This is a genomic window from Dolichospermum sp. FACHB-1250, from assembly GCF_014696335.1.
GTDB classification, from domain to species: Bacteria; Cyanobacteriota; Cyanobacteriia; order Cyanobacteriales; family Nostocaceae; genus Dolichospermum; species Dolichospermum planctonicum.
Genome location: NZ_JACJPZ010000003.1, coordinates 23,312 through 49,973, shown reverse-complemented (window position 1 = coordinate 49,973; position 26,662 = coordinate 23,312). Strand labels below are relative to the sequence as shown.

Sequence of the window (26,662 nt, the reverse complement as noted above, 5' to 3'; positions counted from 1 at the left end):
AGAACAATTTGTGAATGGTGAAAAATATTCAGTTACCATCACCGAAGATGGTATTTTTTTAAAAAAAGCTGCTAAATTTGATTGGAATGAATTAAGGAAAAGAAGAGAAGCAGTAAATGATCCTCATCCTTTGACAACAGAAGAGATTTGTAAAATTGTGCGAGAAGTTCGCAGGGAAAATAACCAATAATGTATTAACTAACAGCAAAGTTTGTATATGGTCTGATTTTAGGATGACGAAAACCAAGTACAATATCCTGTGCAGGAACACCTGCTGCTATAAAATCATTAGCAATACCTTCCTCTGTATCATCATATTGAATCCAAATTTTATGATCAATCAAATCTACATGAATTGGTGTGGTATGTAGATATTGATCATCGTTCCAACCAATATCTAAAACTAGATAACGTTCATGTTCATCATCAAATAAAACTTGGGAGTTATAACCATCAGGTATAGAAGCGCGATATTCGGCGGTTTCTGTTAATATGCTTTTGATGATTTCTTGATATTTTAATTTGGTATCCATTGTACTATCTCCTCATTTTTATCATCAAATACAATATAATAGTGGGGATTTTTAGTAAAAAACAATACGTTAATTATATACCGTAATTATTTGTAGTCAATTCAAAGCTATTAATGTTCTAATAGTTACATTTATAGAGACTAGTAGAAATATTCTATATTGACATTGATACTATATATGATATCATATTTATAAGCAAAATAAACGGAGAGGTAAACAAAATATGAAAATAAAAAGGAAATTAATTTATGAGTCAGCTAGAAAAACTAATTCAGTTATTTCTCTCTCAACCTGTTGAAGTAAGATTTGAAGACGTAAGACGTATATTAACAGCATTTGGTTTTGAAGAAGTTCGATCTAAAGGAAGTCATCACACTTTCCGTCATGAGGATGGACGGATACAAATTGTACCCAAAAAAGAGGGGCAAAAAGTAAAAGGAATTTATATTAAGCAGATTGTAAAACTGCTCAGATTAGAGGAGTAGTATGTCTAAGAAAAATAAATCTGAACGTGAGTCACTGGAATTTTACTTGAATTTGAAATATCCAGTTACACTTTACCCTGATCCTGATGGGGGATATGTAGCAGAAATTAAAGACCTTCCTGGATGTATGACTCAGGGAGAAACAACAGATGAAACGTTATTTAATATTGAAGAAGCACGTAGTTTATGGATAGAAACAGCCTATGAATATGGGGATGAAATTCCCTTACCCTCAACTCAAGTTCAATACAGTGGTAAGGTTTTATTACGTATACCTCGATCATTGCATGAGAGATTAACAGAAAATGCAGAGAAAGAAGGAGTTAGTCTTAATCAATATCTTGTGTTTTTGTTAAGTGAAAGAAATGCTATTAAGTCTTTAAGCATGGTAAATGCTAAGTAGAAATGTTTTGATCTAAGTTAAAATTTTGGTGAAACTTTCACTTTCAAAAACTTGATGAATACTCATAGCGATCGCATTTTTGTGAAAACAAAGCGATCGCTATTTTGATTAAACTTAATGAAATTAGGTTAAAATCCGAATATTGGCAATTTTAGGTATAAAAACTAGATTATGGCAAATCCAGAGCATTTAGCAATACTGAAGCAAGGGGTAGAGGTTTGGAATAAGTGGAGAGATGAAAATCCAGATATAAGACCTGACCTGTTTAGGGCTGACCTGAGTGGGGCTGACCTGAGTTGGGCTAACCTGAGTGAAGCTAACCTGAGTTGGGCTAACCTGAAAGGAGCTAACCTGAAAGGAGCTAACCTGATTTGGGCTAACTTGATTGGGCTTGACCTGAGTATGGCCTACTTGGTTGGGGCTGACCTAAGTGCGGCTAACCTGAATATAGCCTACTTGACTGGGGCTAACCTGAGTGGGGCTGACCTGACTATCGCCTGCTTGCTTGGGGCTGACCTGAGTGGGGTTAATTTAACAGGTTCTCGTATAGGAGATTGGCATATTCATAGTGGAACAAACCTAGACAAAGTAATTTGTGAATATGTTTATCTTGATGATGAAAAAACAGAACGGCGACCTATCAACGGTAATTTTGCACCTGGAGAATTTGCCAGTTTATATAAAAAGATTATAGAAACTACAGATTTAATTATCAGCAAAACTCTTGAAAATGATAATACTGTTAATAAGCCAGAAAAAAATATTGATGTAGATAATACTTCTAATAACCAAGGAGTTCAATTTTATGCAAACTCAACAATTCACACTTGGGAAAACCTACGTTTCCGATCAAAAACAGAAATCAAAATTGCTGAAGCATTAGACCGAACTGGAGTTTTATTTGTCCCCAACTCCTTAGCACGACTTACCACACCCAAAGGTAGAGAAAACAAAGAAGCTGATTTTCTCATTTGTTATAACGGTAAATGGGGAGTTTTAGAAGTTGATGGACCATATCACACCGCAGAACGCAGAGTTGAAGAACAAGAAAGAGAACGCATTTTCAAGAAGAACGGTATTAAAGTTGTAGAAAGATTTGATGCCCAAAGATGTTATAACAATCCTGATGAAGTAGTGCAGGAATTTTTCAACATGATAGATATTGGATATTCTTAAAATAATCTGACCTCACCCCAACCCCTCTCCGACACGGAGAGGGGCTTTTAAACTAATAATTAGTAATATTAAATTAAGTATTTCAGCCAATACTTTTCAGTTAAAATAAATCTCTTTTTTAAAACAAACCACAGAGGCACAGAGAACACAGAGAAAAGGGCTTAATAAACTCTTTACAAAACTCTATTGGGATTTAAGCCTCTCCAATCATAAAAACTGCTCCTTTTCCCTCCCCTGTAGGGGAGGGTCAGGGAGGGGTGCGGGGAGAGGTTTGGAGAGGGGTTAGACAATATATGGTAAAATTGATTTCAAAACTACACACAAAACATGGCTACAAAGATCCCCGTTACCGTCATCACTGGCTTCTTAGGAAGCGGTAAAACCAGCATTATCCGTCACCTCCTCCAAAACAACCAAGGACGACGCATAGCAGTATTAGTCAACGAATTTGGTGAACTGGGAATAGACGGAGAATTATTAAAATCCTGTCAAATTTGCCCGGAAGATGAAGTACAAGAAACTCCAGAAAATACTAACATATTTGAACTGACAAACGGCTGTTTATGCTGCACCGTGCAAGAGGAATTTTACCCGACTATGCGGGAATTAATTAAACGCCGCGATAGTATTGATTATATTATCATTGAAACCTCTGGGTTGGCTTTACCGAAACCTTTAATTAAAGCCTTTCGTTGGCAAGAAATTCGCAATGCTGCTACAGTAGATGCAGTAATTACAGTAGTAGATTGTGCTGCGGTTGCTGCGGGAACTTTTGCTAGTGATTTAGATGCTATAGCCGCCCAAAGACAAGAAGATGATAGTCTAGAACATGAAACACCATTACAAGAATTGTTTGAAGATCAACTGGCTTGTGCTGATTTAGTGATTTTGAATAAAACTGATTTAGTTGATAGCCAAACTCAAGCGGAAGTTTTAGAATTAGTCAAGAAGGAATTACCGAGAGTTGTGAAAATTGTCGCTAGTGATTATGGTAAATTAGACCCATCTATCTTATTAGGATTTGCAGCCGCAGTTGAAGATAATTTAGATAATCGTCCTAGTCACCACGACACGGAGGAAGACCATGATCATGATGATGAAATTAACTCAACTCACGTGATTTTAAACCGGACTTTTGACCCGGAAAAGCTACAAGCAAGATTAGAAAAACTAGCACAGGAACAAGAAATTTACCGTATTAAAGGATTTGTAGCTGTTGCTAATAAACCCATGCGGTTAGTTATGCAAGGTGTAGGGAATAGATTTGATAAATTTTATGATCGTCCTTGGAAACTAGAAGAAGCAAAACAAACCAGTTTAGTTTTTATCGGTCGTAATTTACAATCTTCAGCAATAGAATCTCAATTAGTAACTTTGTAAGTCTCATTACTGTCACCTGTCAACTGTCAACTGTCACCTAATCTTATGAATACCACAGATTTGTTTAATGTTGCGAATGTTTTTGTTTTGCCTTTTTGGGCTTTGATGATTCTTTTACCTAACTGGAATGTCACCCGCAAGGTCATGGAATCTTATCTACCTTTTGTGGTTTTAGCTGCTGGGTATTTGTATTTATTTGTCACTAGCATTACTCCAGAAAATGCTGCTGCTTTATCAAATCCTCAATTAGCAGATATAGCCAAGTTTTTTAGTAATGAAACTGCTGCTGCTACAGGTTGGATTCATTTTTTAGTCATGGATTTATTTGTGGGAAGATGGATTTATTGGCAAGGACAAAAAACCGGCATTTGGACAATTCACTCGATAGCTTTGTGTTTATTTGCAGGTCCTTTAGGTGTACTTTCTCATATTTTCACCTATTGGATTTCTAAAGCTTTTTCTCAAGGTGCTGAGGGTGTAACAGAAGAAGAAAAAGTAGGGGTTTAGTTAAGTTCACTACTTGACAATCAATTTAAATCAATTTATTTAGATCCGAGACTTCTGAGAGAAGTCGGGGATCTATTTTTGTTTTTAACTCACAGCATATTCTGTATAAGGACGAATTTCCAAGGGATGAAAACCTAAAACAATTTGATCTTTAGGAATACCAGCATTAACTAAATCGTTAGCAATTCCATCTTCTGTTCCATCCCTTTGAATCCAAATTTTACTATTAATAATTTGTATATGGACAATACAAGCATGAACTCTCACACTTTTTTCCCAACCAGAAGTTATTAATAAATAATCTTTATCGTTTTTACCAATAATTAATTCTGTTTGCAATTCTCTGTGGTAATAAGGAATTGCTGCATATTCAGTTAATACTTCCTGGATAATTTGTTGATATTCATTTAGTCTATCCATTGTGTAATCTCCTGTTGGGTGGGATCAAAAATAAGTAGGTGGATTTTATGTTTTTTCAAAACTAGTGTACCAATAGGTTCAGAAAAAATTTCTTTATATGTTGATTCACGAATAGCTAAATATAATAAATATTCATTTGCACTTTCTTCTAATATGTCTGTATATAAAAGATATTGTCCTAGTGCATTTTGCAAATCAGCGATCGCCGATGGATTAATAAAACTTTTAATTTCTACAATAATTCTCCGTTCTGCTTTTTCAGCAATTAGTAATTTTTTTGCCCCTAAATCAACAAATAATTCTCTTAAACCCCACTTTAGTTTAAAGGGATCATCAGTAATTTTCCATCCATCTTTTTCTAAGGCGGTTTTAACTGTATTGTGATAAATATCTTTGGCTGGCATTTATAGTTAATCTCAAATCCAATTTATAGGGTTAAGACCCATGATATTATAATCATAATATTATAATCATAGGGTGAACCAAATCACCCTACATCATTAAAATCAAGTTAAGCAAGTCTCTCTATAATGGGCATCTAACCAACAACGCGGTAATTTTTCCCCAGAGGGAAATATTAATTCTTCCTTTTTATAAGTGTCCGTTTCCTGTTCTTCTTGTCCTTCTTGATCTTGGGCATGGACGATTTTAATAGTGGGGTCAAATAGTTCTTGAACATCAACTATTTTCACCAAATCGCGGCTATCTTTGATTTGTAAAAACATTTTGATCAACCTCCATTATTCAAATGTGTAAATCTGCCAATGGGAATGGTAAGAAAGTAAAGATTATATTTCCCGTTGATATTTTTCTAAGATATCCACTAAGGCTACTTGACATTGTAATGGTAATAAATCAATTAAAGATAGTTCCTTTCTCCCACCACCGACTTTGACGGTAATAGATTCTAAAACTGCAATTACTTGATCTTCATTGACAGCACAAGAAGTAATTAAAGGATACAACTTTTCAGCCACAATCTTATGCAATCTGGCATCGGATAAATAAAGATGCCATTTAGCAATATCTATATAAACACTTTCACCAATTTCTGCGGCTAGGGTTTCTAGTAATTCTGTGGTATTGATTTGAGCCATAAATACAATCTCATTGTTAGTAACATTGGTATATCTTAGCTTATTTCACATTATTACTCAAGTAGCTAGACTTGAGCTACTACCACAGGTGAGAATACCCTAGCTTAATTTTCATTCTTTAGGTAGATTTTGGTGGAGTTTGATCGTAATTAGCGATCGCACCAATGTAAATTAGATGCAGTATTAATACTCCTATCCAACCAATTGTTAACCCTGGTAGCCATTCCCAGGGAGTATTTTTCAAAATGTGGAAAAACCACAATCCCGAAGTCACAGTTGCACAAATACCGACATGAACAGCAAAATTCATGCGATCATCTAGTTTACGAAACTCTGGATCTTTGCGGTCTGGTTTGCGAGGCCAACGAGGGGGCATAAATATAAATGTTCTCTAAATGTTCTTGACAACAGTTAACACACCCTATCTATTGTAAGGTCTTGCGGGTGTAACTGATGAATTTATTTCGCACCAAGACGCAAAGGCGCAAAGAATCCAGAGATGGTAGTATGGGTTATGAAATCTGCACTGTTGACTCTGTATAACAACTTTCGCCAAATTCGCTGCCTCTAGCACTAGGTACTAAAGTCCAACCTGCTTTTAAGAGTTTTTGATAAGTAGCCCAACCCTTGGAACCGCGAGGAACGCGATGATCTGGAACTGAAATTTGAGGAAAAGCTGTATAAGGCCGCCAAGGTTGTCCAGATGCAGTTTGCAAGTACAAAATCTTTTCATCATCACCGTTAGACTTAGATAACCAGCACATTTGTCGAACCATGGTTAACTCCTTGATTGTTTAGCTGAAATATCACCAGGAGGTTAACTGCGGATATTCAGTAGTTTGGGAAATTACCACAAAGGTGTTTTTGATTCCCCATCTAAGTCCTCAGTTATACCAAATTGTGATTAAGTGTTATTGAGCCTGATGTTTAAGGCAGTAAAGATTATTTTGTCAAGTAAATTATTTAAGAAGGTAAACTCCTGTCAGCTGGTTTTATTAAAAGGGAAAGATGAACAAGAACAATGGTTTTTTTTGATTATTGATGTTTCCTGTTAATCAAATATTTTCAGCAAATATTTTTATCATGTTAGCCACGGTTGTTATAACTGTATGTATCTATAGTTACGATTTGCTAAAAATGAGCAAAAATTTATTGATAATGTTGACAACGCAATTCACGTGAGAGGCCAGAATGCCTATTTTACAGGAATGTAAAGGATTTAAGCCCTTTGCACATGATCCAACTTCACCGTTATGATTTAAGATGGGTATTGGATTTTATATATTCTTCTATTGACATAGATCAGCACAGATGATGAATCAACCAGTTGTTTGGGTAAATGGAGACTGTCTAAGTCCCTACAACCCCGCACTTCAAGAATATCCCCAAGCTCCAGCCCTTTGGGTTTGGGATGATGCTTTAATTACCAAGTGGCATATTGGATTAAAACGCCTCACGTTTATTTACGAATGTTTGCTAGAATTACCCGTAGAAATTCGCCGGGGGAATGTAGCAGCAGAAGTTTTAGCGTTTGCTCAAGAACATAATACTAATCATGTGGTGACTACAGATAGCCCCAGTCCCCTCTTTAGTGATATTTGTGATCAAATTGAAAAGTCTGCAAAATTGGAAGTTTTTGCTGTAGAACCGTTTTTTGAATATGATGGATATATTGATTTAAAGCGGTTTTCCCGGTATTGGAAAGTAGCAGAAAAATATGTTTTTGAGTAAAAATAAATGTAGTTTAAGTAGGTGAAGGGAAAAAAACGACATAAGTAACGAAAAGTAAAGTTGCCCAAAACCTGTTCCCTGTTCCCTGTTCCCTGTTCCCTGTTCCCTTGTCATAACGACAATTTTTAACGCCAACCTACTGATAGTGAATTTTGCAATGACAACCAAACTTACTGATGTTCAAAATCTCCTCTCAGATTTAATTTCCCGTTACTCTTCCCGTGTGGACTATTTGATGATTCGCTTAGAAGAATCCCAAGGAACAGATATTGTCTTACGTGGTGAGCAAGTGGAAACTCTCAGTGAGGGTATTTCTATTGGTGGCCAGATTCGTACTTGTTATAAAGGTGGCTGGGGATTAAGTAGTTTTAATAAATTAGCAACCATTGAAGACCGCATAGAAGAAGCCATCGTCGCAGCCCGGATAATTGGTGATGAAGAAACTATACTCGCACCTATTGATCCTGTCCAAGCAATATGTCAATTACCGATCTTGGGTACTGATCCCCGTCAAGTTTCGCTGAAGCAGAAAAAACAATTATGCGATCGCTATACGGAATTAATGAAAACATTAGATAGCCGTATTACTACTACTTCCGTCCGTTATAGTGACAGCAGCCAAAGAGTAATTATTATCACATCTGAAGGGACTTTCATTGACCAATCTTGGGTAGATATGGAAATGCGCTTTGCAGCCACAGCCAGGAATGGAGACACAGTACAAACCGGTAGAGAAACTACTGGTTCTCGCAAAGCCTACGAAGACCTAACTAATTTAGACAAACAAGTTAAAGCAGCAGCAGCAAGAGCCGTTACGTCTTTATCATTACCTTCAGTCAAAGGCAACACTTACACCGTAGTGATTGATCCCATTCTCACTGGTTTATTTGTTCATGAAGCCTTCGGACATCTTTCCGAAGCGGACATGGCCTATGAAAACCCGGATATTCTCGAAGTTATGACTTTAGGAAGACGTTTTGGACCCGAAGAACTGCAAATATTTGATGGTGCTGTACCCGAAGGACATCGCGGTAGTTATTTTTACGACGATGAAGGTACACCCGCAACGACTACCCAGTTAATTCAGGATGGTATATTAGTTGGTAGACTGCATTCCCGTGAAACTGCTGGTAAATTAGAGGAGCAACCCACGGGTAATGCTCGTTGTCTCAATTATCACTTTTCACCCATTGTCAGAATGACAAATACCTGGATTGAACGCGGGAAAACCCCAGTCCCCGACTTATTTACTGATATCAAAGAAGGAGTTTATGCCCAAAATTGGTTAGGTGGAATGACGAATGGGGAAATGTTCACTTTCACTGCTGGGGAAGCTTGGATGATTAGAAACGGGAAAATTGCTGAACCCGTAAAAGATGTTACCCTTTCCGGTAACGTCTTCCAAACCCTCGCAGATATAGAAGCCATTGGTGATGATTTTTACTGGGATGAATCCGGGGGTTGTGGTAAAGGTGGACAAAATGGTTTACCAGTGGGTTGCGGTGGTCCGAGTTTGCGAATTAAGGATGTTGTAGTGGGGGGAGAAAGTTAAATTTTGTTTCGCGCAATCTCTTTTAGATATCCCGCAGGGGTAGTCGCTAAGGAGAAAAGACGCAAAGGAAAATAAGGGGTTTTTAAATACCCTTTTTTATCACCATATCTATTTGTTGTAAAAGGGATTCTAAATTAGAAGAATTATCTAAATTTACGTCAGCACGGGCGATTTTTTCAGCAATGGGTAATTGACTATTAATTCTTGCTGCTGCTTGTTCTGCTGTTAAATTATTTCTTGCCATTAATCTTTCTAGTTGTTGTTGTTCAGAACAAGATACAACCCAAATTTGATTAACTAAGCTCTCTAAATTGGCTTCAAATAAGAGAGGAATGACTAAAATTAAAGTATTTGCAGATGATTCCTTAATAGCTTGATCAAAGCAATTTCTAACATAAGGATGAATTAAACTTTCTACCCAATGACGTTCTTGGGGAAGATTAAAAATAATTTCTCCTAATTTTCCTCGATTTAAATTACCATCATTTAATATAATATCTTTACCATATTTTCCTACAATTTTTGATAGAAGAGGAGAACCAAGAGACACAGCATCTCTCGCATAAATATCTGCATCTAAAATCGGTAAATTGTAAACCGTAGCCAAATAATGAGCAACTGTACTTTTACCCGTCGCAATACCACCAGTTAAACCAATTAAATTTTTATTCATTAGTGATTAAATACATCCCTCTGTGATCTCTGTGCCTCTGTGGTTCGTGATTCTTTGATTACATACTTAATAATAGCATTTGTTAAACCTTCTAAAGTATATTCTTCCGCTTCAATATCCACTCTGCCAAAGATAGAATGACAAGTTTTTGAAGTTTGAGGACCAATGGAAGCTATAGAAACCCTGGCTAAAATTTCCGGGTTGTAGGTAAAAATAGGTGCTGTTAATTGGGAGAAAAATAGCACAGTTTTAGAACTCGCAAAAGTAATGATATCTATGGTATTATTAACTAAAGCATATTCAGCCGCAGTTGGCATATTTTGAGGACAGCAAGATTCATAAGCGGGAACTTCAATTACTTCCGCACCTTTGGCCGTTAATTCTTTAACCAACACCTCTCTGCCACCACTTTCAACCCTAGGAAATAATATCTTTTTACCTGTTAGCAATTCAGGAAAATTTTCCACTAAAGAATCAGCAACAAAGTCAGGAGGAATAAAATCCGCTTGTATATTTTGTTTTTGCAAACTTTGGGCTGTTTTTTCACCAACAACAGCAATTTTTACCCCAGATAAAGCATCTTGATTTTGACCAGATTTTGCTAATCTTTGAAAAAAGTATTCTACCCCATTACTAGAGGTGAGAATTAGCCAATTGAAAGTTGATAAATGTAAAATTGCCTGATCTAAAGCTTCCCAACTACTAGGAGGTCCAATTTCCAAAGTTGGCATTTCTATTACTTTAGCACCTGCGGAGGTTAAGCGATCGCTAAATTGATTTGATTGACCGACGGAACGGGTAACTAAGATGGTTTTACCAGCGAGGGGGGAAAGATTGTAATTCACGGTTGTTGCATTAATAATTTTTGGTTTCGCGCAAAGACGCAAAGGAGCAAAGACGCAAAGAGGAGATTTTTTTAGATTATAGTTAGATTACAAGTAATCGCGTAATCTCACAACTTCACCAATAACTATAACTGCGGGAGAGAGAGATAAACCAGCGGTTTGCTGGAGAATATTTTCCAGTTCTCCTGTCCAGATTTGTTGGTTTGGTGTCCCAGCCCAACGGATAATAGCAATGGGTGTAGAATAGGATTTTCCATATTTTATCATTTGATGGATTATTTCTGGTAAATTTTTTCCTCCCATCAAAATTACTAAGGTTTCCAAGCTTGCTAATGCTTCCCAGTTTAAAGTATCTGGTTCATGGGCTGTACAGACTGCAAAACAACGACTAAGAACGTTATCTGTGAGGGGAATTCCCGCTAATAATGGTGCTGCTAATGCCGAAGAGATTCCGGGAATGAGTTCAAAATCACAACCGGCTGTTTTTAAAGCTGCAATTTCTAAAAGACAGCGACCAAATATAAAAGGATCTCCTGATTTTAGTCTAATAACTTGTTTACCTTCTAAACAATATTTTACCAGTAAATCGTTAATTTCAGTTTGGGAAGTGCTAGGTTGACCACCGCGTTTACCAACATCTATTTTTAGACAATTACCAGGGACACAATCTAATAATTGACTATCAACTAAAGCATCATAGACTAATACTTGAGCAGTTTGTAAAAGACGATAGGCTTTAACTGTTAAATAGGCCACATCTCCAGGTCCAGCACCAACAAGATAGACTTTACCCATTTTTATAATCATGTTTAGTAATTACTCCTAAATAAAGGTTGTTTTATTATAATAAAGTAACTCAAACATGATATAATCCTTATCAGGTCTTTACAAGACTACACCACAGTTATTCGTCCTGATCACAATGGTACTTGTGTTGCTTATATCCCATCCCCACTAAGTATCATAGATTACTTAATAGTAAAAATATAAATAATGGCTAAAGACAAATTTCACGATGTTGTCAAAAATGCTTTAATTAAAGAAGGATGGACAATTACAAATGATCCATTATTTATTCAATTTGGAGGAGTAGATTTATATGTTGATTTGGGTGCAGAAAAAATGCTTGCAGCCCAAAAAGACAATGAAAAAATAGCTGTTGAGATCAAAATTTTTCTTGGTGATTCCACAATTTCTGACTTTCATCAAGCTCTTGGACAACTGCTGAATTATCGCTTAATTTTACGACGGCAAGAACCAGAAAGAATTTTATATTTAGCTGTCCCATTTGATATTTATGAAAGTTTTTTCAAGCTAGAATTTACTCAGATAGCTATTATTGATTATCAGTTAAAAATTATTGTTTATAATATTGACGAGGAGGTAATATCTCAATGGATAAATTAGAAAAGTATCGGCATTATATTGAAAGTATTCTCAAAGAATATAGTCAATATAAACCATCCTATGGAGATGTAGAATTACAGGTAATTATTGATAAAGAACATAATCATTATCAATTAATGACTGTGGGATGGAATGGAGAAAAACGCATTCATGGAATCATGCTACATATTGATATTAAAGATGGTAAAATTTGGATACAACACAATGGAACTGAAAGAAGAATTGCTCAAGATTTATTAGAATTAGGAGTACCAAAACAAGATATTGTTTTAGCATTTCATTCACCAACCAGAAGAAAATATAGTGATTTTGCGGTGAATTAATTAGGTTTGGGGTAAAAATGGAAAATATTGTATAATTATACTCAAACGATTAGCCCCAACGAGTATCTATGAGTCAATGTCTTAACCCCGACTGTCTACAGCGAAATCCACCGGACACGATATTTTGTCAACGTTGTGGAAGTAAACTAATATTGCAAGAACGATATCGTAGTGTGCGGGTAATTGGTGAAGGTGGCTTTGGGAGAACCTTTTTAGCAGTAGACAAACAAAGATTAGATACTCCCTGTGTAATTAAGCAATTTTTACCCCAACAGTCGGGAAGTGCGGCTTTAGAAAAAGCGACAGAGTTATTTAAACAAGAAGCTTTTCGACTGCGAGATTTAGGGAAACATTCACATATTCCTGATTTACTCGCATTCTTTCCCCAAGAAGGAAGACTATATTTAATTCAGGAATTTATCGAAGGTAAAAATCTCTTAGATGAATTACAACAAAAAGGAAAATTCAGCGAGTCAGAAGTTAAACAGATATTAGTTGAATTATTACCTATTTTACAATTTGTCCATGATAATAAAGTCATTCACCGAGATATTAAACCAGAAAATATTATTAAAAGTTCCCAAACTGATGCTTTATTCCTAATTGATTTTGGAGTTTCTAAAGAAGTTGGGGGAACTGTTCTGACTAGAGTGGGAACGATTACGGGAACGCCGGGATATGCACCACCAGAACAATTTCGCGGGATGGTTTTTCCCAATAGTGATCTTTATAGTTTGGCTGTAACTTGTATTCGTTTATTAACAGGATATTTTCCCAAAGCTGACGGTGATGATTTACTATTTGATTCCATGAGAATGCAGTGGATATGGAAACAATATGTTTCTGTGAGTCAGGAGTTGGAAATAGTTTTAGATAAAATGTTGCAGGATTTACCGATTAATCGGTTTCAATCAGCATACGAGGTTTTATCAGCATTGCAAATACAACAAATTCCACCGACAATTATCGCCCCACAACTACCAGTTTCTCCTAATTCCTACCAGCAATTTTTACAATTTATTTCTCCACCAGTAAAACCACCAGTTTATCCTCACCAAAATGAAAATCTAGGAAATGGTGTAGTTTTAGAAATGGTGGCAATACCTGGGGGAAAATTCCTCATGGGTTCACCAGAAGGAGTAGGATATGATAGGGAAAGACCCCAACATCAAGTTACCATTCAACCATTTTACATGGGAAAATACCCTGTTACTCAAGCCCAATGGGAAAGGGTAGCATATTTACCCAAGGTGAAAATTGATTTAAGGTCTAAACCCTCACACTTCCAAGGTGCAAATCTTCCAGTTGAAAATGTATCATGGCATGACGCACAGGAATTTTGTGTTAGACTAAGTAAAGCTACAGGTAAATTATATCGCTTACCCAGTGAAGCAGAATGGGAATATGCTTGTAGAGCTAATACCACAACTCCCTACTACTTCGGTGATACCATTACCACCGATTTAGTCAATCATCGTAATAAGTATGGACAAACCACAGAAGTAGGAAAATTTCCCCCTAATGCTTTTGGTTTGTATGATATGCACGGAAATGTCTGGGAGTGGTGTGAAGACGGTTGGCATGAAAACTATATAAACGCGCCTATTTGGCCTAATAGTAGTATTGCTTGGATGAGTAACAATAACAACCGTGTGCTGCGTGGTGGTCAGTGGTATCTTAATCCTTCTTATTGCCGTTCGGCCAGTCGCAGCTACAATAGTGGAGACCGCAGGAACAAAGACAACGGTTTTCGGTTGGTAGTTTCTGGTGCAGGGATTCTTTAATTTTTTACACTTTCAAATATTTTTAATAAGTAGGTTGGGTTGACACCAGGAAACCCAACATTTCCTATAATTACAGCAGTTCCCGGTATTATGAAGTACAGATATTAATGATAAAACTCTTGTGGTGCGGGCATACTTCGACCAAACTCAGTACAAGTCTTGCCCGCACAAAGTGTACTTCACTCAAAGCTACTTGCTGTATTATATTTTGAGGTTATGTTATTTTAAATTTATATCCATAATTGAAAAAGACAATGCGTAAACAAACTATTCAATACACATCACCATTAGATGCTTTAGTTGCGGTTGCAAAACGATTAAGTATCTGTGAAAACCAACAAAAAATGGATTCTGAAGAATTTTTTTACCAATATAATCAAGGTATATTATCAGATGATGCCCTATTTATAGAATGGGCAAATGATTACCGTCATTACCTTGCTTTACGTCAGGAACTAGATCAAAGATTTAACTATGCTGCCTAATATTCTATCTGATGACTTCAATCAAGTTGAGCAGGTAGTTCTTATGTACAGTAATGTTTATGTCGAACGTTACGAAGAGGAAATTTTAACTCCCAACCGAGCTAATATCAAAATTCGATTGCGTTTCCATCAAACACATTTGCTAGAAATAAACGAAGCTATCGTAGTCGCAAACAATCAATTACAATTTCTCGATTACCGTTACCATTTTCAAAACGAACATAATTACCTAATTTTTCGTTATGATAGCACCCCTCACTTTCTTAATCTACCAAACTTTCCCTATCATAAACATTTACCAGATGATGTGATTGCTGCGGATAAACCTGAAATCTCTCAAGTTCTAAAAGAAGCAAATGGACTATTAAGTAGGTAGGCGGGAAAATTTATAACTATGTAACAAAACCTTAATCATAGGATCTGCGGAAGATAGGTTAAAAAGGAGATTATTTATAGAAAATTAGTTTTATAGAAAATTAGTTATTTATAGTGAATTTAGGAGGGTGAAAAATGCCCTTATCTCAGTTGAAACAATGGTCTGGATATGCTTTGGGTGTTTGCATTGCATTCAACGTCCTTGTCCAACAAAATGTTGAGGCAACTCAACTAATTCCGTTAGTTCAAAAGTATTCAAAAATCCGATAGCGGAGCGTGGCGTTAGCCATAATTACCGATTGTGACACCTGGGGGTGCGGAATGTGGGTTATACTGTTCATAGGGTCTAGCCGGGATACGCGCAAAATGGGACACGATGCAAAGATTTGTAAAGATACTTGCTTTATAGTTGGACTTAAGATACAATTGGAAAATTTTATCGTTGAAGCTAGATAGATGAGATAGTGTATAAATTGTATGGATTAATAGAAGAAGAGATTCAGATAATTGAAGAAAGTGGAAAACGATGAGTAAAAACTACTTAATTTATGCTGATATTTGTTGTTTATGTCGTTCCTTAGATGACTTACAACAGTCTAGGATTAAATTAGAAGCAGAAGCTATGCTCTCCATTTTAGAACAATGCGAGCAAAAAAAATGGACATTAGTAAACAGCGATGCACTGCAATTTGAACTAGCGAAAAATTCAGACCTCTTCAAAAAAGAACAACTAGAAGCTATCCTATCCATTGCTACTAATTATCTGCAAACAAATGACATAATAGAATCATTAGCCTCAGACTTAGTTAAACTGGGATTTAAACTTTATGATGCTTTACACTTAGCTTTTAGTCAAACCTATAATCTGGATATATTTTTAACCACTGATGACAGATTATTAAGAAAAGCTAAAAAGTATCCAGATTTGATTACCATTAAAGTAGAAAACCCCGTTGTTCGGTTAATGAACATTTTACAGGAGGAAGCAGATGAAACTAACAGAAATTAGACAACAAGGATATCAAGCATTAATTGAATCCTTGGGAGTTGTAGGAATGTTACGCTTTATTCAACAATTTGAAGTAGGTTATGGAGATTACACTACTGAAAAATATCAATTAGAAGAACCAACCATAGAAGATTTTCAACAATTTGTGAGAGGGGATAATAAGGAAGTAAATAAATAAAGGGAAAGGGATGGTTTAATTTTTAATGTTTTTGATAGCTTTTTTGATTTTATCTGAGAGGATGTTTTAAAAGTGGGAGGCTGAGGTTATGTTATTTTAAATTTATATCCATAATTGAAAAAGACAATGCGTAAACAAACTATTCAATACACATCACCATTAGATGCTTTAGTTGCGGTTGCAAAACGGTTGAGTATCTATGAAAACCAACAAAAAATGGATTCTGAAGAATTTTTTTACCAATATAATCCCGGAAGATAGGATATAAAGATGCAATAAATATTCTTAACCATTAGCGATTCCTATGTCTCACTGAAGGCGATCGCCTCCGTTCCCAAACGTTTTAATACCTGTAACACACTATAAAGCTCATTATCAGGATTTACCAAAGAAAACAAGCGTGAATTAGCATATTTATGTTCCAATACCTTTAAAAATAAAAACTCATTACCATTGGTAATCATGCCAAAGGTTGGTAGCACAGTTTCCTGATTACCCAACATATAAGCCAAAGCTTGAGGAATTGCGCGTGTCACCGCAAAATCACTCCGTTTTGATTCAATTACCAACAACCAAAGCCGATTTTTTAACACCAAAACATCAATCCGCCCCCGAATAATCGTTCCTTCATCCTCCATTTCTAAAGCCACACCCGTTTCTGTTTCAATCCTAAACGGTTTATGATAAAAACCAGCTAAATCTAACAAGGGCGCAAGTACCACCATCTTCACTGTATTTTCTAGCATTGGGGGATCATCCATCAATTCTAAAAAATTAGCCTTCACCCGATCTAATAAATGTTGCTCTTCTTTGTTCAAAGCCTCAAGCCCATCCAACCACTCAGGAAAAAAAGTAGCATCTTGAACGATTTGAATGCCAAAATTTTGCTTTAATTCCCGTAGCGTCACATCCTTGGCCGCAATAGACTGAAGCATTTTGATATTTCTCCTGACGAAATTTCAAGCTCAAATCATAGTATAATAGGACTTACGCAAGATTCATGGAATAACGAACCACAGAGGCACAGAGGTCACGGAGAAATGAGGATTTGAGAGATATTTTGCGTAAGTCCTGTATAAATCAAATCAACTGTAATAATCCTAAAAATCATAATATGGCTACGCCACGCTTTGCTATCAGATATTTTTAGCCATCATTTTATCTAACAAAACACTAACCTTTTTCGCTCTTTCTGGTTGACGCTGTTTTTGCAATAACTCTTTTGCTGTGACTAAATTAGCTTTTGCTGCTGCTTCCTGTTGTTCCTGCATGAGAATATTTGCTAAACGTAAATAAGCATCAGGATTTTTAGGACTGCTATCAATTACTTCACAAAATAACGCTTTGGCTGCGGCAATTTGTCCCTTTTGATTTAAAATATCTCCTAACAACAAACGTACCATGTCATTGGTAGAATTGATAGCAATAACTTTTCTCAAAGCTATTTCGGCATTTTCAAAATCTTTGGCTTGATAAAAATTGATACCTTGCTGAAATAAATTAGAAGTAATCAATGTTTTGATACTCAAATAACCAAGAATAGCCAGACCAACAATGACTACAAAAATTGCGAAAATATTAGATGAATTAGATGAAATAGAAAATGTTTCTAACATGATTTTAAGCTAAATTTTAAGCTAATAAACAAGAGACGGGAAAAAGTAGATATTCAATGAAAAACAATTTCCAGATAAATTGATAGAAATTAGTAATGGCTTTTTTGTCTTGTAAATCAACTCCTGCACCTTGCCACCATAAAACAATTAAAGTTAATGTATGGGTAATTACAACAAAAATAGTATTAACTTCCGCAAGCTGAAATAATCCTACTAAAATCATGCCTCCATAACAGATAGTTAATACCCAAAGAGCCAGATTAAATACTTTTTGTTGTCCAAGTTGGAGGGTAAAAGTTGTGATATTATAAACCCTATCTCCTTCCATATCAGGAATATCTTTGAAAATTGCGATCGCAAATGTAAATACCAAGATAAAAACAGTTAAAGCCCAAACTGCACTGGGAATACCTTGGCTTCTTTGCAATACCCAGCTAAAATGCAAAAACAAACCTAAATTAACAATCGTTCCCCGCACGGAAAAAATACATAAAGCAGCCCAAAAAGGAAACTGTTTTAACCGAATTGGTGGTAAAGAATAAGCCGTACCAATTGCTAAACTTATTGTTACCATTCCCATTAAAAAAGGTCCAGTTAGCCATGCTACAGCCAAAGCCAAAATACCAGTAATAATAACAATTAATTGTCCTTGTCCTCTCGTAAATTCTCCCGCAGCTAAAGGTAAATCAGGTTTATTGATTTTATCAATATCAATATCTTCCAATTGATTCAAACCAACAATATAAATATTACCACTTATACAAGCAATCCATGTTGCTAAAATTTGCCCAATATGCAAACCAGAAAAACTTGTAGAAGTAACACCCAGGGTAATTAAATATAAACCCAAAACACTCAAACTTGTTCCCATAATCGTATGAGGACGGGAAAATTTCCAAAAAGAATAAAACCAACTTTTTGGAGAAACAGCAGAACTTTGTTGATAAAATTGATTCATTTTTTGCTCTTTTTTATTTGCACCATCTGAAAGAATTGGACTTACTTTGTCCCGCGTAATAAACCAAAGCGAACTAACCCAGTTTCATAACCTCGACGCATTAACCCTAAAGATAATGCTCCTTGAATTGTACTCCAACCCGCCATTAATAAACCGATAAATGCTTGGGGCGTGAAAGCTGAATCAATTACTACATTCCAAAAAGGTGCAACTGCGGTTGACCAATCAGCAGTGCGAATATTATTTAATGGTAATTGCCAAGCGATCGCTTCATACTCCGCTAAAGACATTACATAAGGTAAACAATAGACCCTATAAATGTCCTCTAAGTGCTTTTGTTCATCCGCTGTCAGTGCTGACTTATCCGTATTCCGATGACACCATGTCACCATAATCAAAGTCCCACCGGGTTTTAACACGCGATAGCACTCTTGCAAAAACTTAGTTTTATCCGGCATATGTTCACCGCTTTCCAGTGACCAGACCAAATCAAAAGAATCGTCATCAAAGGGCATTTCCTGGGCATTGGCCACCATGAATCTAGTCTTTTGACTCAAATTCATTGCCAAAGACCTTTCCATGGCTCTAGCGGCTTGTACAGGACTCAATGTAATTCCCGTGGCATTTGCCCCAAACTTTTCAGCCAAGTATAAAGAACTACCACCAATTCCACAACCCACATCAAGGATATTTTTAGCACCGTGAACATCTGCCCATTTTAGCAGTTCTTCAATTAAATCAATTTGTGCTTGACGGCGTTCTTTCACCTGTTTACCATCTACACCATAATAACCGTGGTGCATATGTTCACCCCAAATCTGCTCCCACAACCCGGAGGAAGCGTCGTAAAATTCCTGAATTTGTTTGTAAAGTATTTGACTCATTATTTGATAAATAAAGATAACATAAGAAACTGAAAAGAAAAAACTTATTCTTAGGCTACCATCTATGTTTTTAATTAGATAGGGATATTTTTGCCTGGGAGTAACTGATCAATTCTACCTTGCGAATCTCAAAAATAACCTAAATGCACAAATTTTCTTGATTTTTAATTGATTTTTAATTGATTTTTAATTATTTATGACCGTTGCTCGGACAATTTGTTTAGGGTTTATCGCTGTCATTCTCTTGGGAACAATTCTCTTAACCTTGCCTTTTTCTACTGGTAACGGGAATTGGAATGATCCCATTGTGGCATTATTTACTTCAACTTCCGCAGTTTGTGTTACAGGTTTAGCTGTGGTAGACACTGGTACTGATTTTTCCTTTTTAGGTCAATTGTTTATTGCTCTTTTAGCCCAAATTGGTGGTTTGGGTTATATGACAACTACCACATTTTTGATGTTATTAATAGGCAGAAAATTTGATTTGCGACAAAAAGTAGCAATTCAACAAGCTTTAGATCGTCCAGGGATGAGTGGAAGCACTCAAATTATCCGTTCCATTATTGCAACTACCCTATTATTTGAACTTACGGGAGTATTGCTACTAATGATAGCCTTTGTCCCGGAAAAAGGTTGGCAAGAAGGAACTTGGTTAGCAATTTTTCATAGTGTTAGTGCTTGGAATAATGCTGGCTTTAGTCTATTTAAAGACAATTTAATCAGTTATCAATCTTCTCCTTTAGTGATTTTAACAATTGGCACATTAATTATTTTTGGAGGTATTGGTTATCAGGTAATTTTGGATATGTATTTGTGGTTAAGAGATAGCTTTACTTATCAAAGTAATCGTTTGATCAGAAAAAATAGTTGTTTAATATTTTCCCTAGATTTTAAAGTGGCTACTAGCACAACCTTAATATTATTAGTGCTAGGAACAATTGCTATTTTGATGATAGAAATTAAAGATAATAGCACCTTTGGAAAATTAGATTTAACCGGAAAAATATTAGTCGCTTGGTTTCAGTCAGTTACCACCAGAACTGCTGGTTTTAATAGTATTGACATTGGCAAAATGACCAATGCTGGATTGTTCATTATGATTGCGCTCATGTTTATTGGTGCAAGTCCTGGAGGTACAGGAGGAGGAATTAAAACCACAACTTTACGAGTGATTACCAGTTGTACAAAGGCAATTTTGCAAGGTAAAGAGGAGGTATTATTATATAATCGCAAAATTGCCGTATCATTAATTTTAAAAGCAGTAGGTGTAGTATTTGGTTCATTAGCAACTGTGATTGTTTCCACGGTTTTAATTAGTATTACCGACCCGGAATTTCCCTTTATTCAGATTCTCTTTGAAGTAGTATCAGCCTTTGGTACAGTGGGACTTTCTACAGGTATTACAGCTACTGTTTCTACCACAGCCAAATTAATTTTAATTCTCACCATGTACATTGGTCGAGTTGGTATCTTACTATTAATGTCATCCATACTAGGTGATCCTCGTCCTAGTAGAATTCATTATCCTGAAGAAAATCTCCTGGTTGGATAATTACCAATTACCCATTACCAATTACCCATTACCCATTACCCATTACCCATTACCCATTACCCATTATGAATCTTTCATCATTAAAATTTCTCCGCAGTTTACGTAAAGACAATCACCAATTTGCTGTCATTGGCTTAGGTCGTTTTGGTCGTTCTGTTTGTTCAACATTGCATAATTTAGGTTATCAAGTATTAGCCACAGATGTTGACGAAAAACGAGTTTCTGAGGCTTTAAATGAGCAAATAGTCGGTCATGCTTTACAACTAGATTCAACTGAACCAGCAGCACTAAAAGAAGCCGGAATTTTTGAATTTGATACCGTAATTGTCGCCATTGGTAACTACGTTCAAGAAAGTATTATTACTACTTTAAATGTAAAAGAAGGTGGTGTACCTCACGTAGTGGCAAAAGCCTCTAGTGAAGTTCACCATAAATTATTACAACGAGTGGGAGCAGATCATGTAGTATTTCCTGAATATGAAGCCGGTTGTGCTTTAGCACGAACACTTACTAAACCAGGAATTTTAGAAAGATTTGATCTTGACCCAGATAATAGCATTGTGGAGTTAATTGTTCCTGATGAATTTCATGGAAAAACTATTGCTGAACTTCAACTTCGTAACCGTTATGGTTTAAATATGTTGGCCGTAAGTCATGATAGTAAATTTATCATTAATCCTGAACCAACTAAACGTTTAGAAAAAGGTTCTGCAATGGTAGTAATTGGTTGCAACAAAGATATTAATCGTTTACCAATTTGAACTTCTCGCGGCAGTCCCTACCCTCAATGTACCCTTATGGTAGGGGTTAGAGCAGGTTATTGTAGCGAAGCGGAAATAACCAATCTTTCTATTCTAATCTTTCTATTCTATTTACTTCGTTGGTGCGTCTTGTTCCTTGATATATTGCTTTAGTTTTTCAATTGGCGCACCACCACTTGATGCCACATAATACGAGCTAGACTGTGAAAACAGGTTTCCAATAAAATTTATCAATATGTTCTTTAAATTTTTTCTACTTTATACTCACTCAAACTACATCTCACGTTAAATTACTCAGTGTTAATCCCCGACATGATTCAATGCCAGTTAAGCGGTCAGGTTGACCGTGGTAGAGACGTTCCATGGAACATCTCTACATAGTGCTGACACTTTCAGGAAGAAAAAGCTGGTAATTGTTAGCTTATGTTAGCTTTTTTGTATCGTTCAAGGTTCAAAATTAAGGTTCTTGATTTTCCCTTGGGCAATTTTTCTTTTGACAAAAACGCCAGCCCCAAATACCATGGTTGCACCCACTAAAGGAAGCGCGTCTGTTTCCCAGGGAACAGCCGTAGGAGGTGGCGTTCCGTCGTCGACTGTTACGCCTGTCAAGAGTGCTATAGGAGGTTGGCCACCTGGACCGCCTACGTTGAAGAAACTCAGCCATTGGCTTGTGTTAGTGGCTGTGAAGTCCATGGTTATTTTCTCCCAGGGTCGAACGTTCTCGTAAAGAGCCATGTCGATCTGAGGAGCCCATTTAACTTCGTTACCAAAAGTAACCTGGAATCGATCCCATGTGGGTGTGTTGTAAATATTGGTATGACCTCCAGGGTTAATGGATGCTCCTGCCTGATAAAAGCTGACGGTATAGTTCTTCCCTACGGTAAGACCAGTCAATTGTTGACTCAATCTCGGTCCATACTGTGTGTCTCCGTCAAATTGAAAGAACCATGCTGGGTCACCAGTAGGAGAATTAACAGTCTGTCCAGGTGCAACATTTAACGCAAATACACCCGGTAGTCCGGGTGCACTCCCACGACCGACGGCAGTACCAGGTGGCGTTATAGCTGCATAGGATTTGTTGTCAATAACCCAGCCTGGGATGACGTTGTTTGTATATACGCCCTGTGTAAAACGATAACTGTTATTTGGAGAGGCATCTTGTATCGCTTGACTGGGAATTAGATTACCATTTTGGAGTATGTTAACGGCTTGTGCAGGAAGACTCACAGCAGAAGCCAAGACCATGGCGGAAAATCCCAGGACAATTGGCTGATATTGATTGATATTCATTGATTTACTGATCATTGATTTTTGAGTTGATCAAGGATTTTTGCAGTCTGATTCACCTTACCAATGTGCCAGTTGCGTAAGTCCTGGTATTGGTATTATTTACTCAGTAATAAGAACTATATAGTTATGTATTGCCAATGAACACTCCAAAATTCCCACTTTTTCGTATGTCAAAAAAAAGCCATTATTGGTGGTATAATTAAATTTTTTCTACTTTATACTCACTCAAACTACATCTCACGTTAAATTACTCAGTGTTAATCCCCGACATGATTCAATGCCAGTTAAGCGGTCAGGTTGAACGTGGTAGAGACGTTCCATGGAACATCTCTACATAGTGCCGACACTTTCAGGAAGAAAAAGCTGGTAATTGTTAGCTTATGTTAGCTTTTTTGTATCGCTTTTGGAAAACACATATTTAATTAATTTTCACCAGAGGTCTCATGTAATTTTATGCTTTTCTTTTTATCTGCTGGTAGGATCACCATGGCATCCCCAAAAGAATAAAAGCGGTATTCAGAGGCGATCGCTTCTTGGTAAATATCTAGTAACCTTTCTCTACCAATTAAAGCACTAACCAACATCAACAAACTAGAACGGGGTAAATGAAAATTGGTGATTAAACCCTCCACAACTTGCCACTTATAGCCAGGATAAATAAATAAGTTCGTTTTCCCCATAAATGGCTGTAAATCCCCTAATTGCGCCGCTCCTTCTAACGCTCTCACCACTGTTGTCCCCACCGCAATAATGCGTCCTCCCGCAGCTTGAGTAGCCCGAATTTGCTCAACGGTATCAGCAGAAACCTCTATCCATTCTTCGTGCATGGCGTGAGTAGTCACATCTTCTACTTCTACTGGGCGAAAAGTACCGACACCAACATGAAGAGTAATAAAGGCTTGATTAATGCCACAAACCCGCAATCTTTCTAGTAACTCCGGTGTAAAATGTAGTCCTGCTGTTGGCGCAGCGATCGCTCCTGCTTCCTGAGCATACACCGTTTGATACTGTTCATTAGCAGCGGTAGAGGCCGTGATATAAGGTGGGAGGGGAATTTCGCCAAATTTGCCTAATACCTGGACTAAAGGCACTGCTGGAGGCAAATCAAACTGCAATAATCGCCCCCCGGTTTGTGGATCTGATTCAACCACCGTCGCCCTTAATGTCTGTTGATTTTCCTCTCCTCCTGCTGTAAAAATAATTTCATTGCCTATCTTAAACCGCTTACCAGGTTTCACCAAAGCCAACCAGCAATTATGCTGTCGTTCTTCCAATAGTAACACCTCGACTTCCGCACCAGTAGACTTACATCCGTACAACCGAGCGGGAATCACTTTCGTATTATTCATTACCAGCAAATCACCCGGTTGCAGCAATTCCGGTAAATCACGGAAAATATGATGAGAAACTGGTATAGTATGAGGATTTTCCAGAGAATTTACAACCAATAACCTGGAACTATCTCTAGGAACAGCAGGGTTTTGAGCAATTAGTCCTGGTGGAAGTTCGTAGTCATAACTAGATAACGAACAATCTAAATTCACATCCTGTACTTCTAGACTAGACATTTTCTGCAATTTTGCTTATACTATTTGTTACTTGATTTTCATTAAGGGGAATTAATGGGTAAATCTCCCCATAGAAAAACGGGGGCTTTTACCCTACCGGGAACTGGGCTTGATTAGGGAAGATAGAGAGGTAAAATTAGCTTTGATCCTTCACACCATGAGCGAATACTTATATTACTTGGCCAATGCCAGTCTCACACTGAGAATCGTTCAACACCTCCACGCTAGAAAGGAAACCCCTATTTCCTTTGTTAGTATAATTCATCAAATTAATGGTTGGGTAGTCAGAATCAAATTTAAAGAAGTGCTTTCACCCCAGGAAGATGGTGATTTTCGGGCATTTTTGAATGAATTAGGCATTAACTACCAACCACCAATGAGAGTACAAATGGCACTGTGGAGTTTAGAAGCTGGACAAACCCCTGTAGACGTAATGGGTCGTTATCAAGTAGCAATTGTTTCCCATGGAAATCCTGAAAGAGAAGAAATTGAAGCATTTAGACAACAGTTTGTGCGTGGTTTAGGCTACTGTCCAGAAACACTGGCTTAAACAATTTAAAACTGAAAATTCAAAACTGTTTGTGTAGTATCACAGAATGGACAATAATTCTGATCTCATATTATTTGTTGGTCAAAAGCTGCCAGAATATATTCTTGCAGCTGAAAATCATATCCAGACACCGATAAACTAGCCAGAGAGACTTCTTCAATAACTGCCCTTTTTATCAGCTTTTTTGATGTAGGTTGATAATGAACAAGGGCTATATCAAAGCGACAATAATAATCAGCTTTTTCAGGATATTCACTTAAAAATATTTCCGCCGTTTGCCAGATTTTTGCTTGTTTTTCGGGAGTAATGGCGTTTTTACCCAATTCATCCCAATTACCGGAACTCCGGGTTTTAACTTCTATAAATGCCACCGTTGTGTCTTGATATTGGGCAATAATATCAATTTCTCCCCAGCGACACCAAAAGCGACGGTGTAAAATTTTCCAACCTGTAGATTGTAACCATTTGGCTACTAGGTCTTCACCTATGTTACCAATATCTGCATAATTAAATGGAGAAGAATTAGCCATTCAATAACAATACCATGAATAATACACATCAAAACTGGACAAGTATATTCAGTTTATTACTTTGGGTGATGATTTCCACCACCGCTTTCATCGCTATCGTCCCCCCTGCTGTAGCACTGGAATATAACAAAGAAATTCTCATCAGTGCTGATTTTTCTGGACGTGATTTAAGAGACTCTAGTTTTACTAAAGCCAATCTCCGCTACAGTAATTTTAGTAACTCCAATTTAACAGGTGTAAGTTTTTTTGCTGCTAATCTAGAATCAGCAAATTTACAAGCAGCTAACCTAACTAACGCTACATTAGATTCCGCCCGTCTGATAAAAACCAATTTAACAAACGCCATTTTAGAAGGCGCATTTGCCGCTAATGCTAAATTTGATGGTGCTATAATTGATGGTGCTGATTTTACAGATGTGCTACTGCGTCGAGATGAAAACAATAAATTATGTAAAGTAGCTAAAGGTACTAATACTGTAACAGGTAGAGACACAAGAGATACTTTATATTGTCGGTAGAGAAGAACATACCCGACTGCTGATAATTGTGGGGTGGGCTTCTAGCCCGCCCTAGTCGCTTGCGACTGCTGA

35 protein-coding genes and 2 pseudogenes are annotated in these 26,662 nt (G+C 36.8%); 20 read left to right on the top strand and 17 right to left on the bottom strand.

Annotated features, from left to right (window positions below; all coding sequences use genetic code 11):
• Positions 1-10 precede the first annotated feature (10 nt).
• Positions 11-190, top strand: a complete 180-nt coding sequence (locus tag H6F39_RS01745) for a hypothetical protein (RefSeq protein WP_190396093.1) — start codon at positions 11-13, stop codon at positions 188-190.
• 4 nt (positions 191-194) lie between these two features.
• Here H6F39_RS01745 and H6F39_RS01740 read toward each other — a convergent pair whose 3' ends face one another.
• Complete coding sequence (locus H6F39_RS01740) at positions 195-533, bottom strand: XisI protein (RefSeq protein WP_190396092.1); 339 nt, start codon at positions 531-533, stop codon at positions 195-197.
• Between the two features lie 248 nt (positions 534-781).
• Here H6F39_RS01740 and H6F39_RS01735 point away from each other — a divergent pair, with 248 nt between their 5' ends.
• The 5 genes from H6F39_RS01735 (at position 782) to H6F39_RS01710 (ending at position 4,484) form a co-directional block, all read left to right on the top strand.
• Positions 782-1,018, top strand: a complete 237-nt coding sequence (locus H6F39_RS01735; protein WP_190371151.1) for a type II toxin-antitoxin system HicA family toxin — start codon at positions 782-784, stop codon at positions 1,016-1,018.
• Position 1,019: 1 nt separating this feature from the next.
• The gene (locus H6F39_RS01730) at positions 1,020-1,421 is read left to right on the top strand and encodes a type II toxin-antitoxin system HicB family antitoxin (RefSeq protein WP_190371152.1); all 402 of its coding nucleotides are present in this window, start codon (positions 1,020-1,022) and stop codon (positions 1,419-1,421) included.
• Positions 1,422-1,592: 171 nt separating this feature from the next.
• The gene (locus tag H6F39_RS20545) at positions 1,593-2,597 is read left to right on the top strand and encodes a pentapeptide repeat-containing protein (protein ID WP_242028591.1); all 1,005 of its coding nucleotides are present in this window, start codon (positions 1,593-1,595) and stop codon (positions 2,595-2,597) included.
• A 327-nt stretch (positions 2,598-2,924) separates the two neighbouring features.
• On the top strand, positions 2,925-3,977 hold the full coding sequence (gene cobW, locus H6F39_RS01715) for a cobalamin biosynthesis protein CobW (RefSeq protein WP_190396091.1): 1,053 nt from the start codon (positions 2,925-2,927) through the stop codon (positions 3,975-3,977).
• A gap of 45 nt (positions 3,978-4,022) precedes the next feature.
• Positions 4,023-4,484: an ABA4-like family protein gene (locus H6F39_RS01710; RefSeq protein ID WP_137906713.1), complete on the top strand. Its 462-nt coding sequence runs from the start codon at positions 4,023-4,025 to the stop codon at positions 4,482-4,484.
• A gap of 84 nt (positions 4,485-4,568) precedes the next feature.
• On the opposite strand, the gene H6F39_RS01705 is transcribed toward H6F39_RS01710, so the two are convergent.
• The 6 genes from H6F39_RS01705 to H6F39_RS01680 form a co-directional block, all read right to left on the bottom strand.
• On the bottom strand, positions 4,569-4,904 hold the full coding sequence (locus H6F39_RS01705; RefSeq protein ID WP_028083321.1) for a XisI protein: 336 nt from the start codon (positions 4,902-4,904) through the stop codon (positions 4,569-4,571).
• A complete protein-coding gene (locus H6F39_RS01700; protein WP_137906714.1) occupies positions 4,892-5,308 on the bottom strand; it encodes an element excision factor XisH family protein in 417 nt (138 codons plus the stop codon). Before H6F39_RS01700 ends, H6F39_RS01705 begins: the two co-directional genes overlap by 13 nt.
• 102 nt (positions 5,309-5,410) lie before the next feature.
• Positions 5,411-5,629 carry an acetyltransferase gene (locus H6F39_RS01695; RefSeq protein WP_137906715.1) on the bottom strand — a complete coding sequence of 73 codons (219 nt, stop codon included), beginning with the start codon at positions 5,627-5,629 and terminating at the stop codon, positions 5,411-5,413.
• Between the two features lie 63 nt (positions 5,630-5,692).
• A complete protein-coding gene (locus H6F39_RS01690) occupies positions 5,693-6,001 on the bottom strand; it encodes a DUF3181 family protein (protein ID WP_137906716.1) in 309 nt (102 codons plus the stop codon).
• Between the two features lie 118 nt (positions 6,002-6,119).
• The gene (locus tag H6F39_RS01685; RefSeq protein WP_137906717.1) at positions 6,120-6,377 is read right to left on the bottom strand and encodes a hypothetical protein; all 258 of its coding nucleotides are present in this window, start codon (positions 6,375-6,377) and stop codon (positions 6,120-6,122) included.
• A 136-nt stretch (positions 6,378-6,513) separates the two neighbouring features.
• Complete coding sequence (locus H6F39_RS01680; RefSeq protein WP_137906718.1) at positions 6,514-6,777, bottom strand: hypothetical protein; 264 nt, start codon at positions 6,775-6,777, stop codon at positions 6,514-6,516.
• A gap of 538 nt (positions 6,778-7,315) precedes the next feature.
• Between H6F39_RS01680 and H6F39_RS01675 the strand changes: the two genes are divergently transcribed.
• Together H6F39_RS01675 and H6F39_RS01670 are read left to right on the top strand one after the other, a co-directional pair.
• Positions 7,316-7,732 (top strand): deoxyribodipyrimidine photo-lyase, encoded by a 417-nt coding sequence (locus H6F39_RS01675; RefSeq protein WP_137906779.1) that lies wholly within the window; start codon positions 7,316-7,318, stop codon positions 7,730-7,732.
• A gap of 157 nt (positions 7,733-7,889) precedes the next feature.
• A complete protein-coding gene (locus H6F39_RS01670) occupies positions 7,890-9,284 on the top strand; it encodes a TldD/PmbA family protein (RefSeq protein WP_190371154.1) in 1,395 nt (464 codons plus the stop codon).
• 82 nt (positions 9,285-9,366) lie between these two features.
• Here H6F39_RS01670 and coaE read toward each other — a convergent pair whose 3' ends face one another.
• Together coaE and cobA are read right to left on the bottom strand one after the other, a co-directional pair.
• Positions 9,367-9,957 (bottom strand): dephospho-CoA kinase, encoded by a 591-nt coding sequence (coaE, locus tag H6F39_RS01665; protein ID WP_137906720.1) that lies wholly within the window; start codon positions 9,955-9,957, stop codon positions 9,367-9,369.
• Positions 9,957-11,609: pseudogene (gene cobA / locus H6F39_RS20540) on the bottom strand (uroporphyrinogen-III C-methyltransferase). The gene coaE and the pseudogene cobA overlap by 1 nt, the downstream one beginning before the upstream one ends.
• 183 nt (positions 11,610-11,792) lie before the next feature.
• Between cobA and H6F39_RS01650 the strand changes: the two are divergent.
• The 8 genes from H6F39_RS01650 (at position 11,793) to H6F39_RS20935 (ending at position 16,624) form a co-directional block, all read left to right on the top strand.
• Entirely contained in the window at positions 11,793-12,209 is a 417-nt protein-coding gene (locus H6F39_RS01650; RefSeq protein ID WP_190396128.1) for a XisH family protein, read from the top strand.
• Entirely contained in the window at positions 12,197-12,532 is a 336-nt protein-coding gene (locus H6F39_RS01645) for a XisI protein (RefSeq protein WP_137906722.1), read from the top strand. The genes H6F39_RS01650 and H6F39_RS01645 overlap by 13 nt, the downstream gene beginning before the upstream one ends.
• A 68-nt stretch (positions 12,533-12,600) precedes the next feature.
• Positions 12,601-14,316: a bifunctional serine/threonine-protein kinase/formylglycine-generating enzyme family protein gene (locus H6F39_RS01640; RefSeq protein WP_190396088.1), complete on the top strand. Its 1,716-nt coding sequence runs from the start codon at positions 12,601-12,603 to the stop codon at positions 14,314-14,316.
• Between the two features lie 254 nt (positions 14,317-14,570).
• Complete coding sequence (tumA, locus tag H6F39_RS01635; RefSeq protein ID WP_137906724.1) at positions 14,571-14,801, top strand: antitoxin TumA; 231 nt, start codon at positions 14,571-14,573, stop codon at positions 14,799-14,801.
• Positions 14,791-15,177, top strand: a complete 387-nt coding sequence (gene tumE, locus H6F39_RS01630) for a toxin TumE (protein WP_190396087.1) — start codon at positions 14,791-14,793, stop codon at positions 15,175-15,177. The genes tumA and tumE overlap by 11 nt, the downstream gene beginning before the upstream one ends.
• 525 nt (positions 15,178-15,702) lie before the next feature.
• Positions 15,703-16,185, top strand: coding sequence for a PIN domain-containing protein (locus tag H6F39_RS01625; protein WP_190396086.1), 483 nt, complete (start codon positions 15,703-15,705; stop codon positions 16,183-16,185).
• On the top strand, positions 16,166-16,363 hold the full coding sequence (locus H6F39_RS01620) for a hypothetical protein (protein WP_137906725.1): 198 nt from the start codon (positions 16,166-16,168) through the stop codon (positions 16,361-16,363). The genes H6F39_RS01625 and H6F39_RS01620 overlap by 20 nt, the downstream gene beginning before the upstream one ends.
• 126 nt (positions 16,364-16,489) lie before the next feature.
• Positions 16,490-16,624, top strand: a complete 135-nt coding sequence (locus H6F39_RS20935) for a hypothetical protein (protein ID WP_255501492.1) — start codon at positions 16,490-16,492, stop codon at positions 16,622-16,624.
• A gap of 41 nt (positions 16,625-16,665) precedes the next feature.
• On the opposite strand, the gene H6F39_RS01615 is transcribed toward H6F39_RS20935, so the two are convergent.
• The 4 genes from H6F39_RS01615 to H6F39_RS01600 form a co-directional block, all read right to left on the bottom strand.
• On the bottom strand, positions 16,666-17,298 hold the full coding sequence (locus H6F39_RS01615) for a type I restriction enzyme HsdR N-terminal domain-containing protein (protein WP_190396085.1): 633 nt from the start codon (positions 17,296-17,298) through the stop codon (positions 16,666-16,668).
• Positions 17,299-17,499: 201 nt separating this feature from the next.
• Positions 17,500-17,979, bottom strand: coding sequence for a M48 family metallopeptidase (locus tag H6F39_RS01610; RefSeq protein ID WP_190396084.1), 480 nt, complete (start codon positions 17,977-17,979; stop codon positions 17,500-17,502).
• 16 nt (positions 17,980-17,995) lie between these two features.
• Entirely contained in the window at positions 17,996-18,937 is a 942-nt protein-coding gene (locus tag H6F39_RS01605) for a homogentisate phytyltransferase (protein WP_137906728.1), read from the bottom strand.
• Between the two features lie 41 nt (positions 18,938-18,978).
• On the bottom strand, positions 18,979-19,821 hold the full coding sequence (locus H6F39_RS01600; protein WP_137906729.1) for a methyltransferase domain-containing protein: 843 nt from the start codon (positions 19,819-19,821) through the stop codon (positions 18,979-18,981).
• Positions 19,822-20,017: 196 nt separating this feature from the next.
• On the opposite strand from H6F39_RS01600, the gene H6F39_RS01595 reads away from it, so the two are divergent.
• On the top strand, positions 20,018-21,373 hold the full coding sequence (locus H6F39_RS01595; RefSeq protein ID WP_190396083.1) for a TrkH family potassium uptake protein: 1,356 nt from the start codon (positions 20,018-20,020) through the stop codon (positions 21,371-21,373).
• Between the two features lie 65 nt (positions 21,374-21,438).
• Positions 21,439-22,134 (top strand): TrkA family potassium uptake protein, encoded by a 696-nt coding sequence (locus H6F39_RS01590; protein WP_137906780.1) that lies wholly within the window; start codon positions 21,439-21,441, stop codon positions 22,132-22,134.
• Positions 22,135-22,245: 111 nt separating this feature from the next.
• Here H6F39_RS01590 and H6F39_RS20535 read toward each other — a convergent pair.
• From H6F39_RS20535 to queA, 3 genes and pseudogenes are all read right to left on the bottom strand, one after another.
• Positions 22,246-22,387 (bottom strand): annotated as a pseudogene (locus tag H6F39_RS20535) (transposase); the annotation flags it as partial.
• 191 nt (positions 22,388-22,578) lie between these two features.
• The gene (locus tag H6F39_RS01585) at positions 22,579-23,424 is read right to left on the bottom strand and encodes a hypothetical protein (RefSeq protein ID WP_190396082.1); all 846 of its coding nucleotides are present in this window, start codon (positions 23,422-23,424) and stop codon (positions 22,579-22,581) included.
• Positions 23,425-23,846: 422 nt separating this feature from the next.
• Positions 23,847-24,992: a tRNA preQ1(34) S-adenosylmethionine ribosyltransferase-isomerase QueA gene (gene queA / locus H6F39_RS01580; protein WP_190371162.1), complete on the bottom strand. Its 1,146-nt coding sequence runs from the start codon at positions 24,990-24,992 to the stop codon at positions 23,847-23,849.
• A 157-nt stretch (positions 24,993-25,149) separates the two neighbouring features.
• Between queA and H6F39_RS01575 the strand changes: the two genes are divergently transcribed.
• Positions 25,150-25,542 (top strand): hypothetical protein, encoded by a 393-nt coding sequence (locus tag H6F39_RS01575; protein ID WP_190371163.1) that lies wholly within the window; start codon positions 25,150-25,152, stop codon positions 25,540-25,542.
• 65 nt (positions 25,543-25,607) lie between these two features.
• On the opposite strand, the gene H6F39_RS01570 is transcribed toward H6F39_RS01575, so the two are convergent.
• The gene (locus H6F39_RS01570; protein ID WP_137906734.1) at positions 25,608-26,072 is read right to left on the bottom strand and encodes a YraN family protein; all 465 of its coding nucleotides are present in this window, start codon (positions 26,070-26,072) and stop codon (positions 25,608-25,610) included.
• Positions 26,073-26,086: 14 nt separating this feature from the next.
• Between H6F39_RS01570 and H6F39_RS01565 the strand changes: the two genes are divergently transcribed.
• Complete coding sequence (locus H6F39_RS01565; RefSeq protein ID WP_190371164.1) at positions 26,087-26,590, top strand: pentapeptide repeat-containing protein; 504 nt, start codon at positions 26,087-26,089, stop codon at positions 26,588-26,590.
• The last annotated feature ends 72 nt before the right edge of the window (positions 26,591-26,662 follow it).

Coding starts and splice junctions, on each gene's coding strand:
- queA (WP_190371162.1), bottom strand. CDS start 24,992: ATGTCTAGTCTAGAAGTACAGGATGTGAATTTAGATTGTTCGTTATCT.
- H6F39_RS01730 (WP_190371152.1), top strand. CDS start 1,020: ATGTCTAAGAAAAATAAATCTGAACGTGAGTCACTGGAATTTTACTTG.
- H6F39_RS01645 (WP_137906722.1), top strand. CDS start 12,197: ATGGATAAATTAGAAAAGTATCGGCATTATATTGAAAGTATTCTCAAA.
- H6F39_RS01605 (WP_137906728.1), bottom strand. CDS start 18,937: ATGAATCAATTTTATCAACAAAGTTCTGCTGTTTCTCCAAAAAGTTGG.
- H6F39_RS20935 (WP_255501492.1), top strand. CDS start 16,490: ATGCGTAAACAAACTATTCAATACACATCACCATTAGATGCTTTAGTT.
- H6F39_RS01590 (WP_137906780.1), top strand. CDS start 21,439: ATGAATCTTTCATCATTAAAATTTCTCCGCAGTTTACGTAAAGACAAT.
- H6F39_RS01575 (WP_190371163.1), top strand. CDS start 25,150: ATGAGCGAATACTTATATTACTTGGCCAATGCCAGTCTCACACTGAGA.
- H6F39_RS01625 (WP_190396086.1), top strand. CDS start 15,703: ATGAGTAAAAACTACTTAATTTATGCTGATATTTGTTGTTTATGTCGT.
- tumE (WP_190396087.1), top strand. CDS start 14,791: ATGCTGCCTAATATTCTATCTGATGACTTCAATCAAGTTGAGCAGGTA.
- H6F39_RS01695 (WP_137906715.1), bottom strand. CDS start 5,629: ATGTTTTTACAAATCAAAGATAGCCGCGATTTGGTGAAAATAGTTGAT.
- H6F39_RS01640 (WP_190396088.1), top strand. CDS start 12,601: ATGAGTCAATGTCTTAACCCCGACTGTCTACAGCGAAATCCACCGGAC.
- H6F39_RS01610 (WP_190396084.1), bottom strand. CDS start 17,979: ATGTTAGAAACATTTTCTATTTCATCTAATTCATCTAATATTTTCGCA.
- H6F39_RS01690 (WP_137906716.1), bottom strand. CDS start 6,001: ATGGCTCAAATCAATACCACAGAATTACTAGAAACCCTAGCCGCAGAA.
- H6F39_RS01680 (WP_137906718.1), bottom strand. CDS start 6,777: ATGGTTCGACAAATGTGCTGGTTATCTAAGTCTAACGGTGATGATGAA.
- cobW (WP_190396091.1), top strand. CDS start 2,925: ATGGCTACAAAGATCCCCGTTACCGTCATCACTGGCTTCTTAGGAAGC.
- H6F39_RS01565 (WP_190371164.1), top strand. CDS start 26,087: ATGAATAATACACATCAAAACTGGACAAGTATATTCAGTTTATTACTT.
- coaE (WP_137906720.1), bottom strand. CDS start 9,957: ATGAATAAAAATTTAATTGGTTTAACTGGTGGTATTGCGACGGGTAAA.
- H6F39_RS01585 (WP_190396082.1), bottom strand. CDS start 23,424: ATGAATATCAATCAATATCAGCCAATTGTCCTGGGATTTTCCGCCATG.
- H6F39_RS01685 (WP_137906717.1), bottom strand. CDS start 6,377: ATGCCCCCTCGTTGGCCTCGCAAACCAGACCGCAAAGATCCAGAGTTT.
- H6F39_RS01670 (WP_190371154.1), top strand. CDS start 7,890: ATGACAACCAAACTTACTGATGTTCAAAATCTCCTCTCAGATTTAATT.
- H6F39_RS01740 (WP_190396092.1), bottom strand. CDS start 533: ATGGATACCAAATTAAAATATCAAGAAATCATCAAAAGCATATTAACA.
- H6F39_RS01710 (WP_137906713.1), top strand. CDS start 4,023: ATGAATACCACAGATTTGTTTAATGTTGCGAATGTTTTTGTTTTGCCT.
- H6F39_RS01705 (WP_028083321.1), bottom strand. CDS start 4,904: ATGGATAGACTAAATGAATATCAACAAATTATCCAGGAAGTATTAACT.
- H6F39_RS01570 (WP_137906734.1), bottom strand. CDS start 26,072: ATGGCTAATTCTTCTCCATTTAATTATGCAGATATTGGTAACATAGGT.
- H6F39_RS01700 (WP_137906714.1), bottom strand. CDS start 5,308: ATGCCAGCCAAAGATATTTATCACAATACAGTTAAAACCGCCTTAGAA.
- tumA (WP_137906724.1), top strand. CDS start 14,571: ATGCGTAAACAAACTATTCAATACACATCACCATTAGATGCTTTAGTT.
- H6F39_RS01615 (WP_190396085.1), bottom strand. CDS start 17,298: ATGCTTCAGTCTATTGCGGCCAAGGATGTGACGCTACGGGAATTAAAG.
- H6F39_RS01600 (WP_137906729.1), bottom strand. CDS start 19,821: ATGAGTCAAATACTTTACAAACAAATTCAGGAATTTTACGACGCTTCC.
- H6F39_RS01735 (WP_190371151.1), top strand. CDS start 782: ATGAGTCAGCTAGAAAAACTAATTCAGTTATTTCTCTCTCAACCTGTT.
- H6F39_RS01620 (WP_137906725.1), top strand. CDS start 16,166: ATGAAACTAACAGAAATTAGACAACAAGGATATCAAGCATTAATTGAA.
- H6F39_RS01595 (WP_190396083.1), top strand. CDS start 20,018: ATGACCGTTGCTCGGACAATTTGTTTAGGGTTTATCGCTGTCATTCTC.
- H6F39_RS20545 (WP_242028591.1), top strand. CDS start 1,593: ATGGCAAATCCAGAGCATTTAGCAATACTGAAGCAAGGGGTAGAGGTT.
- H6F39_RS01675 (WP_137906779.1), top strand. CDS start 7,316: ATGAATCAACCAGTTGTTTGGGTAAATGGAGACTGTCTAAGTCCCTAC.